At 40.5% G+C, this 13,413-nt stretch carries 12 protein-coding genes; 1 reads left to right on the top strand and 11 read right to left on the bottom strand.

All coding sequences use genetic code 11. The features are described from left to right. Positions 1-94 precede the first annotated feature (94 nt). A complete protein-coding gene (locus tag R2Q59_RS17700; RefSeq protein ID WP_316786636.1) occupies positions 95-1,645 on the top strand; it encodes a hypothetical protein in 1,551 nt (516 codons plus the stop codon). 16 nt (positions 1,646-1,661) lie between these two features. Here R2Q59_RS17700 and R2Q59_RS17695 read toward each other — a convergent pair whose 3' ends face one another. From R2Q59_RS17695 to R2Q59_RS17645, 11 genes are all read right to left on the bottom strand, one after another. Beyond that, positions 1,662-3,401, bottom strand: a complete 1,740-nt coding sequence (locus R2Q59_RS17695; RefSeq protein WP_316786633.1) for a hypothetical protein — start codon at positions 3,399-3,401, stop codon at positions 1,662-1,664. Positions 3,402-3,439: 38 nt separating this feature from the next. Continuing rightward, a complete protein-coding gene (locus R2Q59_RS17690; protein WP_316786632.1) occupies positions 3,440-5,206 on the bottom strand; it encodes a DUF4209 domain-containing protein in 1,767 nt (588 codons plus the stop codon). Then, positions 5,206-5,949, bottom strand: coding sequence for a hypothetical protein (locus R2Q59_RS17685; protein ID WP_316786630.1), 744 nt, complete (start codon positions 5,947-5,949; stop codon positions 5,206-5,208). The genes R2Q59_RS17690 and R2Q59_RS17685 overlap by 1 nt, the downstream gene beginning before the upstream one ends. 11 nt (positions 5,950-5,960) lie before the next feature. Then, the gene (locus R2Q59_RS17680) at positions 5,961-7,400 is read right to left on the bottom strand and encodes a hypothetical protein (RefSeq protein ID WP_316786628.1); all 1,440 of its coding nucleotides are present in this window, start codon (positions 7,398-7,400) and stop codon (positions 5,961-5,963) included. 130 nt (positions 7,401-7,530) lie between these two features. Then, positions 7,531-8,169: a hypothetical protein gene (locus R2Q59_RS17675; RefSeq protein ID WP_316786626.1), complete on the bottom strand. Its 639-nt coding sequence runs from the start codon at positions 8,167-8,169 to the stop codon at positions 7,531-7,533. Between the two features lie 8 nt (positions 8,170-8,177). Then, positions 8,178-8,984 (bottom strand): DUF4099 domain-containing protein, encoded by an 807-nt coding sequence (locus tag R2Q59_RS17670; RefSeq protein WP_316786624.1) that lies wholly within the window; start codon positions 8,982-8,984, stop codon positions 8,178-8,180. Positions 8,985-9,012: 28 nt separating this feature from the next. Next, positions 9,013-10,239, bottom strand: coding sequence for an ArdC family protein (locus tag R2Q59_RS17665; protein WP_316786622.1), 1,227 nt, complete (start codon positions 10,237-10,239; stop codon positions 9,013-9,015). Then, positions 10,229-10,390: a hypothetical protein gene (locus tag R2Q59_RS17660; protein ID WP_316786621.1), complete on the bottom strand. Its 162-nt coding sequence runs from the start codon at positions 10,388-10,390 to the stop codon at positions 10,229-10,231. The genes R2Q59_RS17665 and R2Q59_RS17660 overlap by 11 nt, the downstream gene beginning before the upstream one ends. A 4-nt stretch (positions 10,391-10,394) precedes the next feature. After that, on the bottom strand, positions 10,395-10,886 hold the full coding sequence (locus tag R2Q59_RS17655; RefSeq protein WP_316786619.1) for a M23 family metallopeptidase: 492 nt from the start codon (positions 10,884-10,886) through the stop codon (positions 10,395-10,397). A gap of 10 nt (positions 10,887-10,896) precedes the next feature. Further along, positions 10,897-11,325, bottom strand: coding sequence for a hypothetical protein (locus tag R2Q59_RS17650; protein WP_316786617.1), 429 nt, complete (start codon positions 11,323-11,325; stop codon positions 10,897-10,899). Positions 11,326-11,372: 47 nt separating this feature from the next. Then, positions 11,373-13,412 (bottom strand): TraM recognition domain-containing protein, encoded by a 2,040-nt coding sequence (locus R2Q59_RS17645; protein WP_316786615.1) that lies wholly within the window; start codon positions 13,410-13,412, stop codon positions 11,373-11,375. Between the last annotated feature and the right edge of the window lies 1 nt (position 13,413).

The following is a 13,413-nucleotide window of genomic DNA, read 5'->3' as shown; positions in this document are numbered from 1 at the left end:
GGAAATTTTGTGTCCTACTATTACACATTCCTAAAATATTTAGGTGCAAAAAAGCCTATTGTGTATATGAGTATCTAAAAACCCAACCTCAAGCATGCAAGAATTAATGACAAACTATCTTATAACAGATTTTGATAAAAACTGCATTGATCAATTAGTGGAGGAAATCTTGGCGGAAAAAGCCTTTGAACTCTCATTTCCATTGCAATCGATTGGTTTTTCTCAAAGTATTTTGGACATTGTATCCGACTATTCTGAGGTTTCGTATTGTTGTGAAAAGTTAGTGCCTTTCATTATTGTTTTAGATAGTAAACTTGTAACAAGAGAAAAGTATTATACAGATTTTAAAATTACCTGCAAATGTCATGATCTGAAATCTTTTATTAGCTATATGACATACCTCAAAGAAATGTTAACACAAGAGTTTGATGTATACGGCGAAATTGATCGAATTTCATTTATGGATGAAATCCTATCTTACGAAACCTGTATCGAAAGCATTGAATTCACATTTCCCGAGCTGATAAATGGATATTGGGCCAACTTAATCAATCAAGGCTATTTAGAATTAGCCTCCAATCAAACACAACCAGAGAATTTATTTTTAAGCAGGATTTACAAGAAAAATCCAGAACACCGCTATGGTTATTGGAAAAATCCTATCAGTAAGTCTTTCAATGAAACTATTTATTTCTCTATTGATAATTGGGTCATACCTCCCCATACGGACTTGACAACTACATTAAGCCTCTATTCGGGACTTGAAAACCAAGTTATACTTGAGGCTGCAGATAGGATTAATTATCAATATTCGACAATTTTACTAAACAATTTTACCGCAATTTATTTCAGAAAGATGCCTGAATTAATTAATGGCATCAATTTCATCGAAAATTTAATTACCTCACAAGAGTCCGCAACAATAGCCAGTCAGATAATTGTTCAATATGATATATTCGGTGGCAAAAAAAGGAAGACACACTCAACTAAAAAAAAGCCAAGAATTATCTCAGTCATAGATGAAAAAAATCTAACATTTTATTTATCACAATGTGGTGGTGTTACATCTCTTGAATACAAGTCATATAAACTTGTTTTTTTTCAGAATGAGATGTTGAATTTTGGTGAACTTAAGGGGATTTACGAATATCTAAATCCAAGATTTTCAAAAATACAAAACCTTATAGCATCGGCGATTACAAGCGATTGCAACTTTTCTATATTGAATGATAATTCATTTGAAGAGCTTTGTTATGACATATTGTATTGCCATCCTAATTTTGATTCTTCAACTATTCAAAAGATGGGCAAATCTCGTTCGAGAGACGGAGGAAGAGATATAGTTGTCAAAACTAGGAGGACTCCTACACAAGAACAAGAACTATATATATTTCAGTGCAAGTTTCTTTCTGAAAACTCATCACTTTCTGCATCAAAGATTGGTGATGCGGCAAATGTTATCATTCAATACGGGGCAAAAGGATATGGTGTTTTTACTACAGCAGTGATTGATGCAACATTATATGATATGCTCGACGGCTTCAATCGAAATATTGGGGTGAATGTATCACATTGTTATTCCAAATACGAACTAACAAGACTGCTCAATCTGAATTCAGCAATCAAGAGTAAGTATTTTAAATAGATGTTAAACCTTGTAATTAATATAATTTTCTTATACGTGGGTCTAGCTTCATTGTTAGTCGTCGTTCGTTTTTGAAACCGAGACCGGTGCTATAAAGTTTATCAAAAATTATATCGTCGCTTGCTACAAATCTGTAAGTGACCTTATTATATTGAAATCTTTTATTTGTTAAAAAATGTCCCATCACTCGGCCTTCATCATTTACAACAAGATTGCCATGTAACTGTGACCTAAGTTTTAAATATCGAGTAAAATCAGCTAGAGAGAAATTTAGTTTTTTCATTGCCAGAAGAAAAATCTCCAAGTCATCCACACACACAGACCAAGGATATTCGTCATCTTCATCAAATAAGTCTAACATGAGCCACAAGTCGTTTTGAGCATGCCCAAACTTATTATATGTTACAATTATTGAAAAAACATTTTTATAAATACCAGGATCAATTGAATGCAAAATCTTCTTTTTGTCATCAGTAATATCAAAACTTTGTTTCTTCAGGAATTTTTCCTTCACGGAAAACGTTTGTTCATAGCCATAGTCGATTGTATCTTTGAAATCAGACCATATTTTTGCGTAAGCTTTATCTGGATCAAACATTGGTTCCCGAATGTTTCCGGCTTTGGCCTCAATAATCAAAACAGTATCTTTTGATAAAACCAGAAGATCACGTTCACTACCATCCAGATAATATGACGAAAATATTTTAGCATTTTTATCCTGTTTATAAAAATCAGTAAACACTTCGGTTACTTTTGTTTCCAAGTATTTATCTTTTGCACTTGTTAATCTATTGGGTTTTTTAATTATTTCCGAACATTTCTGCTGTAAAAATGAAAACATTGCACTAAGGAGTAGTCTATAATCCACAATTAGGTAGTTGCCACTACCTAATTCGTAAATAGGCTTTTTGAGAATTTGGTTTGGCTGGCTAAAAAATTGGAATGAGTCTATTTCCGCTCTCTTAACTGTAAAGTTCGCAAGCAATGCATCTGACAAAGCTTCAGAAAAATCGTCTAAATCAGCTTTACAGAATATATTAACGCTTGATGGATTGCTTTGATATTCAAAAATTGAAGTGTCAAAAGGTGCAGCTTCCATCATTGCCTCTTGAAAAGACTTGCCATTTTTCAGGGCATCGTTGATATTTTGTTTAAACTCCTCTAAACTCGGTTCTTTCTTTTGCGGTTTTTTCATCAAAGCACTGTCTTCCTTATCTTGACGCAGATTATCCAGACCGTCATATAAAGACAAAAACTCTACAGAATCCCACCCAAATTTTATTTTCAGTTCAGAGTTGAAGTTTTTAAATATCTCTGCTATTTTTTCAATTAGTTGCTCCTCAAAATGTAGAGGCCCTTGATGAAAGAACGCATTATACGTTGATACGCCAATCAGCCTTCTCCGCAAAACTTCATCCTCAGATAGATCACTAAACAATTCATCAGCGAACGGTTTCAATTCACCATATTCATTCTGATGAATGATTTCCATTTGCTTTAGCAATCCTACCAAATGAGTCCAATCCGAACCTTCAAAAAAAACCTCTTTGTACTCTTTTTTTACCGGAGATGTCAAATTTAAATTGAGCAAATAAAGTAACTGTCTTAAAGGAGAAACTAACTCCTTAATTACTGACTGATTCCAGGGATGTGTCAATCCATGAATGATCGAAACAATGCGGCTGGCAAACAAATCTGGGTGGTATTGGCCGATTTCAGCCTTTAGTTCTTTTGCAATGCTTTCTAAGTTTCCCATGCTTCAACCAAAATTTTAATTTACAACTGTATTTAACATCATTCTTCAATCTCTTTGATGAAAGAAAGACAAAGTAGGGCATGAATTAAGCGGTCAGCTGTTTTATAGTTAAATTCCTCAAAATCAGTCATACCATGACAAACATTATTTCTCAAATTCCATCCACGCTGATCTGTAAATAAAATTTTAAAATAGTTGACAAGTTCCGGGTCAAGCGCTTCTGAGATAATGGGATCACGCAAAATATCATCAAATGTTCGCACATGAAATCCCCCGCTTCTTGATTCCTTTAAAACATTACCCCCGGCCAGTTCAACTACATTTCTGATTGCTTCTTCAATTTGCGGAACAATTAGGTGGACCGCTACCATATAATCACCTGCAAAATAGGCGTCTAACCCTCTCTCAATAATTTTGGTCCGGCTACCATAAATAACTGGACATTCTTTCAACATTAAAAGAATATCGTTGCTGTTGAGGCCGTATTTGTCTATGAGATTATCTACAAGAATTTTTAACATTATTGCTTGAATTACCATGTCGTTAGATATTTCGCGCAAAAGATGGCTTTCAAAATCTTCGGCTAAAGGTGGTATGGTAGTAATAACACGTCCCTTATTGTCAACTAACTGTTGTGTAAAAAGGTAGGAAATCGGGGCTTTGCTGAATCTATCTTGTAATTGTTTCGTCGCAGTTTCGGTTACGGGGATATAGGTAATCAATAATCTGTATAACGATTGTTCCAGACTGCCTGAAGTCATCCCATCGAGATATTCTTTTATTTTTTCATTCGGTATTGTTATTTCAGCTCCCACACGCTTCATCTCGGCGGGCACTTTTGTACTATGCTCTCGTACTTTCAAAAGCATTTCTGCCGCTTCCTCCTTCATGTTGTATTTCATATACAACTTGTAGATTTCTTCTGCATTGCCGGCGATTTGGGGTACTGAACTATCTTTGTTTGCTAATATCGATGATAATGCAAACTTGGATATTACTCTTTTGACGGCAGCTTTATCTGATTTTTTTCTGTAGTAATCACCCAACCGAGTGGCGGAATTTTGCGCAGACCAGATATAATTAATTAAATCTGGTTGATTAAAAGACAGCAACCGATCAAGTTTTGCTTCCAATTCATCAATTATTGATTTTTCTTCTGAAACCGTAAGTTCAACTTGTTTATTAAAAACGAGCATGTCGAACGCATGTCCCCAAATACCGGGTAAATTATCAACCGAGACGGCATTCTCAAATGCAATGATAGTATTCTTGCATTCGCTTATAAGAACTTTGTCCTTTAAAAGAATAGCTATTGATAGAGCTCTTTTTAGCTTAGTAAAAACATATACCTCAACTTTGTAATATCTCTCATTTGCTATGCGATTTACGGCATTTATATATATTCTTGCAACAGTGGCTAAGGGCTTTTTTTCGGTAACATATTTTGTAAAATCCCAAACCAATCCGCTGTATCGGGCTACTAAAATTGGGTTCTGTGCTGCTTCTGAACGTCCAAGCCAGTAAGTTAGCATTTCAGGGGTAACTAATCTAATGGATGGAGACTCTGAAACTGTACCATCCCCGTTTGGACGAACAATCATCGGACCGAAATATGTACCCCATCCCGTATTCCTGTCTTGATAATCTTCATAAAATCCAAAGGCCATTAATTCGCCAATATCCTCAGTTGGCAGTTTCTTTTCTCCCAGACCTGGCAACCGGTTGAGTTCAGAATTAACATCCGTTTCATCAAATATCTTTAATGTAGGATCATCATATTTTGCTAAAATGTCTTTAATGCCCATTAGTATTCATATTCTATAATTCGTTCACAACCAATTTCAGTTTGTAATAGATAATGCCTTGCTTGCCAAAAATCCGCCCGTGGGATTCGGGTTCCTCTAAGACCATGTTCGATTAGGTCATTTGGTAGTATCATCCATTCATCGTTTTTATCAGCTAATTTATTTGCTCTTTTATATTTGGCTACGTTCGTCAGATCAGACATGAACATAGATGGTTTTACCAGCATTAGGCTATGCAATTTTGAGACAGAGTCACATAACGGACAGGTACTATACCGAAGTGCAAAAGTCCTTAAATCATCACCGGGAATATTTGAGCTTTTAAGATCTTTATTACAGGCATAATTAAACTCCCAAACTCCTGTAGATATCACTTTTAATTCGCTTTCTGGTATTTGTATGTGAAACACATATCTGGTTTCGGTAAAGGGTAAAGTGCAGGTAACCAGTTCGTCAGGTTTTAAATCAGCAGACCAGCGTAGCGCAATCTCCTCTTGCCCTGAAAATGAAATATAGTCGGTGATCTTAAAATAGTCCTTTTCGTAAGATTTTAAGTGATCGATATGTTGTTTTACCGTTTCTAAGAAACTTATTCGTTCAATATTCTTGGGGTCTCCACCGCCTCCAAACGCACTCGAAGTAAGCCCTTCTGATCTATACCTCGCTGGTTTTGATTTCGTATTAAATATACTGTCGCCTCTATATAAATTAAGCATGGTTATCTCTTTTGTCGTTAATTTCAATACTTAAACGGTTATCTATAATCATCTGGTAAACGCAGCGTTGCTTCGCTATTTAAGAATACTCTTAACATTAAAAGAATGTGTACAAATACCCCCAATAGGATTATACTGCCAATATTCAAAAGCAGTTGGTCATTGAAAAACAATTTGTAGGTGATGGGCCAAATCACTGTTAAAAAAATAATGGAGACTGCTGAATAAAAATAATAACGTACCGAAATCGGTAGCCTGTCTTCGTTAAGTACTAATAGGTGATAAAGATTTGGGAGTACCTGGTTCTGAATCTCATCCGCAACGGCGATTAGTAGTTCTTTAGAATATGTTGCGGCAGCAAATTTTACTGGATCAATACGTTTTGCTGCTTCGACGATACTGGTGCCCGAATTGGTCTGACCGTTGTATTCTGGAACGTCCGTCGTTTTATCAAGATAATTATATATTTCGTTATATTCAATAAAGTCTAAAAATTCGTTTATCTCTTTCAAAGAATAAATTTTAACAGGTGGGTGCTTTGTATATAATAAATTCAGGTTTTGCATTGGGTTTAAATCTGCAAACATATTTAGCTGCAAATACAACCAAATAACATCTGTGCGATGCCCAGGTAGCCCAATTAATGACCTGTAATAATTAAAATGCGCATCATCCTCATGGGCAACAAGGCTTTTTGAATCCCAGTACGATATTCGATTACTTATCTTTTTTGCGTACTTGTAATCTTGACTATCCCGCCAAAACCGATGGTCATTGATTAAATGGTAACAAATCTTTTGGAACTGTGCCAATTTTTCTGACAAAGCCTTTATTTGAGGAGCTCGCTTTATCTTTTCCTGACGAAGATTTAATACCCTCGTCATTAAAAACGTCATGATAAATGATCCGAATATTCCGGTTACAAATGTGATGCTCTGGTTTATTGCCTCGATCTTGGTTAGCTCGATCTCATCAGCTTGATAAAAGTGCTGGACTGATGCAGTTATGAGTACTGCAGTAATTAATGAGGCAATCAGCGTTGGCCAGAACCAAATACTATTATAGACTTTTTGGCGAAATGTTAATTTCCTCGGTTTTTTAGACCCGTTTAAAAGTGTAGTTCCATAAAATATCTGAACGTTTTCATTATAAACATCTTCTTCACCATAATCTACATTAAAGCTGATGTTGTTCAGTCTGGTTCTTAAAAATATCGAAGCATGGTTGTTGTCAAAGTATTCCCTTATTAATCTGCTAACCTCCTTAACTAAGTCCTCTGGTTTACCATTCCAACTGTTATTTTGTGATAGATTGATGGACACATAATTCATACTTTTGCGAACTGTGCTTATTACTCTATTTTTTGGCTTTGATTTCCCTATTAGGTTGGTTAGGATTTCGTATACCAGCTTGTCAAGTATTTTCTCAAATTCATTTCGTTTAAAGTAGCGAATTATTCTTCGGAATGTATTTTTCATTGTACTAGGTTGAGTTCGTCTGATAAAACTAGTCATTTAAAAAATAGAATCTTTACTAGCATCTTTACCAAGCCTTAACTTGGTACACGGCAAAGCACCCTGGTCCGTAGGAACCAGGGGACATTTGCTGTTATCTTCTATTTTGGTTGCTCACGAAAAACTCGTGATAAGAACCTGGGCAGCCTTTCGGTTTATGGGTACGGATTTTACTGCGGATACCTATGGCAGTTTCAAATCTATTAAGTGAAAAGACCGCTACGGGAATTTTGTATCGACGGTTTTTGTAGGTGATCTGGACCTGGTCGTTAATTACCATGAAACTGGCATCTTTACCTTTTTGCCATAGAGCAATTTTACAATCGGTCACCCTGCCCGTAATTCCATTTTCAAAGAGAGTATGTATTTTGGCATTGTGGAATCGTTCTTTTAAAAAAACTATCTGGGCGGCGTTTGGCAATAGTCCCAATGCAGCAAAGGCTACAGTACAATCACCCTTTAGCCAGTCAGGATTGAACTGGCAGAAACAAAGGATGTCGGCAGCGGACCCGCCTATAAACAAATACCTCACTTGTGCTGCAAATCCTTCGTATACTAGCCAGATGCCAGATGATACGGGAACCAGGTGTCTTGGTGGCGCCCAATATTCGGTTGCTAGGTTCACGCGCTTGTCTTGATAAAAAAACAGCAGAACACCGTTTTTTACAGTTACCCAGTTTAAGAAAAAGACCTGCACGGCGGGATTAAGTCCGGCCGGAAAAATATCGCACAAAGGAAACATCAACGAGAGGCAGTGCGCCCATAACCTCGGCTATGTTGGGATGATCGGGAGTGATCAATATGCTCTCCCACTGTCATTTCAACTTCTCTTTTAGGCTTGCCTACCATGCTGTCCGCAAGTGCCTGGTTGTAGCCTTTGGTATATCCTTCTTTCTGTTCATCATTGTTTCCTGCTAGGTTGCGGATGCCGCGGAGCAGCAGATAGGAAATTCCGCCGTCCAATAGTACCGATAATATCAATGCCTTTCGGTCCGACCTGATTCCCTTACTGTCTGTTGCACTATGCTGTATACGTGTGCCGTCTTCCAGTTCGACAAGACCTCCACTTTGGAATACCTTTTTTTGCTTTTCTGACAGGTTTTCCCCGTTGACCTTAACAGGTACCTCAACCTGGTCTGGATCATAACCGACAAATTCCCTGGTCTGCTGGTCGTACTCTATGATAAGTTGCGAAAGTTTTTTATCGGCCTGCTCATAGGTTTTCTGCACGGACTGTAGTTTGCCATCCAATAGCACTTTAGTTTCTGCATCGCTTAGCAAGGGATGTGGCTTAACCTCTTTATAGATCGGATGCAGGTTCACCGCGATGCTACCATCTTCATTTCTATTGAGCGATAGTTTGGCATCTAGTTGACGGATTGCAAATCCGTCCATCTTTAAATGGACCAAACTGCGCATATCTGTTCTTCTTCCAGCAAGCAATGCGTCGAGGTCTTCACTACTCAGGTTCATTTGTCCGTCCTGGTAAAGTCCGAGCTTTTCGAGTTCTTTAAGCGGCAACTCGTTTTCCTTGATCAATGTTTCCATAATTTAACTGATTGTAATTCTTAATGGTTTAGCGTCGCACTCCGTAGGCGGCGGCCGATTCAGTATTCTTGGTTACCGATATTTCTTTTTCAGCCGTGGTGGTGGCCTGTCTTGCATGGTTTTGTTTGGCATCTAGCAGGGAGCCGTACAACGCATCGTTTTTGGAAAGGATAAAGTTTTTTCCGGAGCCTTGGTCTTCCATCTGAAGACGTCCCTGTTTTAAATGGCCCTTGACCTTGTAGGTGGTGTCGTTATAAGCGATCTCATCCCCAGCAATCAGATATTTGGAACCTGCTCTATTCTTGGGAAGATGTTCTGCGGCAACGTGTTGCACTGTTGCGGTGATTTCCCTTTTTTGTTCCAGTGCGGTGAGATAGTTAAATATCTTTTCCGCATCGGCCGCCGCGGCATGGATTTCAAATGGCGTATCTCGCAAGATCTTGATCCAACTGTCTACGTATGCGGTATGCTGGCCGGGATCGTGGCCAATCCTTAATTCCTGTCCAATCAATAGGGAGGCAATTTCCGCCCGTAATTCTTCGCGGGCGTAGGCCTCGCTGCCGAATTTGTTCATCATACTGCGGTCAAGCCGTTCGCTATGTCCGGTCCAGTGTCCCAATTCATGCAGCAATGTCGCGTAGTATTTATCCGGAGCATCGAACTGCTCCTTAATGGGCATGGTGATCTTGTCACGAACAGGACTGTAATAGGCATTATCACCCGGCTTATGGATGATATTTGCACCCGACGAGGTTATCAGTTTTTCGGCCCGCTCAACCGGATCCCAGCCAAGTTTGCCGATTTCCTGCTTTTGCAGGGCAGGTATCCCGTTTACCTGTGCGGCATTGAATACCCATGCACTTGTAATGATAGGACGGTCAAGTTTTACCGAAATCTTGACGGGCTGTCCTTCACCGTTTAGCACAGGTTTTCCGCTTTCATCTCTTTTGACCACCAAGTCGGTAGTTTTCACGAATTGGATCAGCGAAGCTTTTTCTCCTTTTTTGACGTTCCAATCGTTCGCCGATGCCTGGTTAAAAGTCATCCAGCGTGGGTCCTCATAGGCGGCAAGTATTAAGGAAAAGGTATTGATGCCCTTATATCGGTTTCCGGTAATGGCATTGTAGGGCAGCTCAAAAGCAGGCACATTGTCGCTGGTCCATGGCTTTTGCCAAGGAGCGGTTCCTGCTTGGAGTTGTTCAATAAGTTTTTCCGCAACCTGGACGTGTAGCGCCTTTGCTTTATCACTGCTCATCTTCAACCTCCTGTTCGTTGTCATCATCTTCGGGCAGTTCATCTGCATAATCCACTCCGTAAATGGCGGCTTCAGCGGCGGTGAGACCGATGGCCTGGCCAGCTGCAAGTGTATCTAACTTATCTTCCAGTGATCTTGAATGTTTTTTCATAAAATTATTTGATGTTTGGGGGGAGCTGTTCGGGCAATAACAGCGACCCTAAAAATTGAAGCGGATTGAGGTATCTATTCCCGAAACGGATGCTGAAATGCAGGTGCTCCCCGGTTACCCTGCCGGTTGAGCCGGTTATCCCGATGAGCTGACCGGCTTTTACGTGTTCATTTGGGTTGACCAGAATTTGTGAAAGGTGCCCATATATGCTTTGGAATTCGCCATGTGCAATTCGGATATAACTTCCCAGAAAGCGGTTAAATCCTATTTCGCTTACTGCGCCGTCCATAATGCTGAGAACTGGCTCGCAGCGGGCGGCCAGATCAACTCCCTTGTGTAGGTCGACCTGCCCCGTGACAGGATGAATACGCATACCAAACGGGGAATTGACACGTAATTGCATCAGTGGGAGACTGACATTTGCGGATTGCTGTGCATGGGCATCCAAAAAAAATTGCGCCAGTAAAATCAGAGACCCCATAAAATAGTTTTTCAATGGTCGGTGCTTATCGGCCAACGCCGGCGGTGATCTGTTGTTGGTGACTTTCTTCCCTGACAAGACCAAGCTTATCCTGAAGTGAAACCGTACTGTAGGCCAGTGTCCTTTCATTGGTCGCCGCCAGTTCGATGGCATCGCGAAGGGAGTTTACCGAGCCTTTTTCCTGAAGAATGGTAATTTCCATCAGTGTTTTAAAGTCTGGTGTATCCATATTTTTGATATTGGTCAATATATCCTGATAGAGATCATTGTGGGGTTTAAGCACCAGTAAGGCGTTTGTTGAATAAAGGCCAAGCGGGCTGTTGCCAAAACCGACGTACACCTCATCTTTGGCGAGGTCTGCGCTGGTGATGATCCCGACCTGCGCCTGACGGTTTACGGGATCGTTTTCTAATTTAGGGTGTACCATGACCAGGTTCCCTGTTAAATCGTCCATAATATTAGAGGTTAAGTGAAAAAATTGTCTCTCAAGGTTGGCTGCATTTACTTTTTAAAGGTCTGTTTCATCATTCCTTTAGGCTGTGGTATGGTGGCAGTTGGCGGAGAGGGCCTGAAGAGGCTTACAAGCTCCTGGACCTCCCGGTTGATACGGTGAAAATTCTGCCGAAGGACTTCGTCTTTCCTTCCGCTGAAATCATAATAGACCGGTAGGTCGCGATATCCCTTCTCTTCTTTTTTGATGGCCTGCACATCTAGATTGATGCGGCAGTTAACCGCTGATGGCTGGTATTTCCCGGTATAGGTTTCTACGGCATCCGAAGCGATCAGTCCTACCATTTCCCCAGCCCGCAGCGTTGCTATCTTGCCTGCGGGAATTAATGGTTCGAGCTTTTCGCTCAGGGAAACTGATACCTTGCTACGGTCAATGCTCAAACTTTCGCCTTCCTGTTTTACCTTGCCGAAAAGTCTTTCCAGCCATTCAAGCGTATCCTTATTCTGCACCGAGCCAGAGAGAACATTCCCGACAACAGAAGTGATTGTAGCGGCTGTTTCCTTGCCATACTGCTGCTGGAATTGCTGAAGGCTCTGGATGCCCAGCACAGATGCCACCAAATTGCTCCTGGCTTGGCTCAAAACCTGTTCGATGCGATAGATATAAAGGCTTGGTGCCTCATCAATCACCAGTCCGACGGGAAGGTTGCCCTTTGTATTTACAAGCTTGGTCACCCTGTTCAGCACAACCGAATAGCACGCCGAGTTGATGCTCTGCGTCGATGGATCGTTGGCAAGAACAAGGATCGATGGGTTTTTGGGATCGCTGATCTTTAGCTCAAAATCATCTCCGCTAAATACCCAAAAAGTTTCCTTTGTAGCGAGGCGACTGATAAAGATTTTAAGGGTTCCAACCTGTCCTTCGAGCTGGTCGAAAGCTTTGGCATCGTAAGCACTCCTGAATGGGGACAATAGCGATACCAGTTCAGTTTCTGAAAAAAGCGTGCTGAAAATCTCATCGTATTTTAGGTTCAAAAAAGAAAGTACATGTGGCAGGCTCGAATACCGCCCATCCTCGTACCTGCTAAAAAAATAGATGCAGGCAGCCAGAAAATTAATGGCCGATTGGGTAAAAAACTGGTCGCTGCCACCTGAGCGGTCGCCCTTCTTCATGGCTTCGACCAAAGCTTCGGCAGTTTCAGATGCATCGGCAAGCGTCTTTAGGTACTGCCTTTTCCAGGGGTTTAACCGCCGGCTTTTCTCGGGCTCATTAAGGTTGATGACGTGAAATTTATAATCGAGGCATCTGCCATTCTGTTTGGCCAGAAGATAATGATGATAGGCAACCTTTGCAAGATCCGGGTATTTGATATCGTATACACATAAGGTGAAAGATTTGGCAATGAACTGCTTGATGATGGGTATGATCACCGAAAAAGTTTTCCCTCCTCCTGGCACCGAAACCAAAAGCAGGCTCCTGAAGAGATTTGCCAAGGGTATGAACCCTTTTCGCACTTTCTTTTTATAATAGAACAGCATTGGTATGTTCACCGAGTAGGGCGTGTCTATTGGCTTTACAGGCTGCATAAATGATTCGCCCTCTATGTTCCACTTATCCTTGCCCAGTTTTGAGCTGATGATCTTGGAAACATTATCCATGGCAACATGGATCAGCAGGGTTCCGGCTATCGCGCTTGCGATATAGGCAAGATCGGACCAACCGGCGCCAATCCAAATGGCGGGCGGTTGCCTTCCCTGGAACCATATCCCCGAGAAGAAGATGAGAAGTCCCGCGGATAGTGGATAAACGATATGGTTTTTGGGGTTGAGGTCCTTATTTTTTCTGCTGAGCGTTCCTACTGAAACCAGGCAGATCAGCAGCAGGGTAAATAGCTTGCTGTAAAGTAGCTGATGATAGAATGGTATCTTGGCGAGCCTGACAGCGAAAAAGCGCAGGCTGTATTTGTCCACATGATCCTGAGCAAGTAATCTATCGGCATAAAAAAACAGGAAGATTTCGATCAGTACAGACAAATAGATGCCAAACTGCAGGAAGCGGTGTAGGCTCTGCTGTTCTTTGGTTTCTTCCATA

This window comes from Pedobacter frigiditerrae (genome assembly GCF_032678705.1).
Lineage (GTDB): Bacteria > Bacteroidota > Bacteroidia > Sphingobacteriales > Sphingobacteriaceae > Pedobacter > Pedobacter frigiditerrae_A.
The sequence above is the reverse complement of the archived record's forward strand: the minus strand, read 5'-3'. Positions and strand labels throughout refer to the sequence as shown.

Excerpts from the sequence above, each read along its gene's own strand:
- R2Q59_RS17665 (WP_316786622.1), bottom strand. The coding sequence starts at position 10,239 with ATGAGCAGTGATAAAGCAAAGGCGCTACACGTCCAGGTTGCGGAAAAA.
- R2Q59_RS17670 (WP_316786624.1), bottom strand. The coding sequence starts at position 8,984 with ATGGAAACATTGATCAAGGAAAACGAGTTGCCGCTTAAAGAACTCGAA.
- R2Q59_RS17700 (WP_316786636.1), top strand. The coding sequence starts at position 95 with ATGCAAGAATTAATGACAAACTATCTTATAACAGATTTTGATAAAAAC.
- R2Q59_RS17645 (WP_316786615.1), bottom strand. The coding sequence starts at position 13,412 with ATGGAAGAAACCAAAGAACAGCAGAGCCTACACCGCTTCCTGCAGTTT.
- R2Q59_RS17690 (WP_316786632.1), bottom strand. The coding sequence starts at position 5,206 with ATGGGCATTAAAGACATTTTAGCAAAATATGATGATCCTACATTAAAG.
- R2Q59_RS17660 (WP_316786621.1), bottom strand. The coding sequence starts at position 10,390 with ATGAAAAAACATTCAAGATCACTGGAAGATAAGTTAGATACACTTGCA.
- R2Q59_RS17695 (WP_316786633.1), bottom strand. The coding sequence starts at position 3,401 with ATGGGAAACTTAGAAAGCATTGCAAAAGAACTAAAGGCTGAAATCGGC.
- R2Q59_RS17650 (WP_316786617.1), bottom strand. The coding sequence starts at position 11,325 with ATGGACGATTTAACAGGGAACCTGGTCATGGTACACCCTAAATTAGAA.
- R2Q59_RS17680 (WP_316786628.1), bottom strand. The coding sequence starts at position 7,400 with ATGAAAAATACATTCCGAAGAATAATTCGCTACTTTAAACGAAATGAA.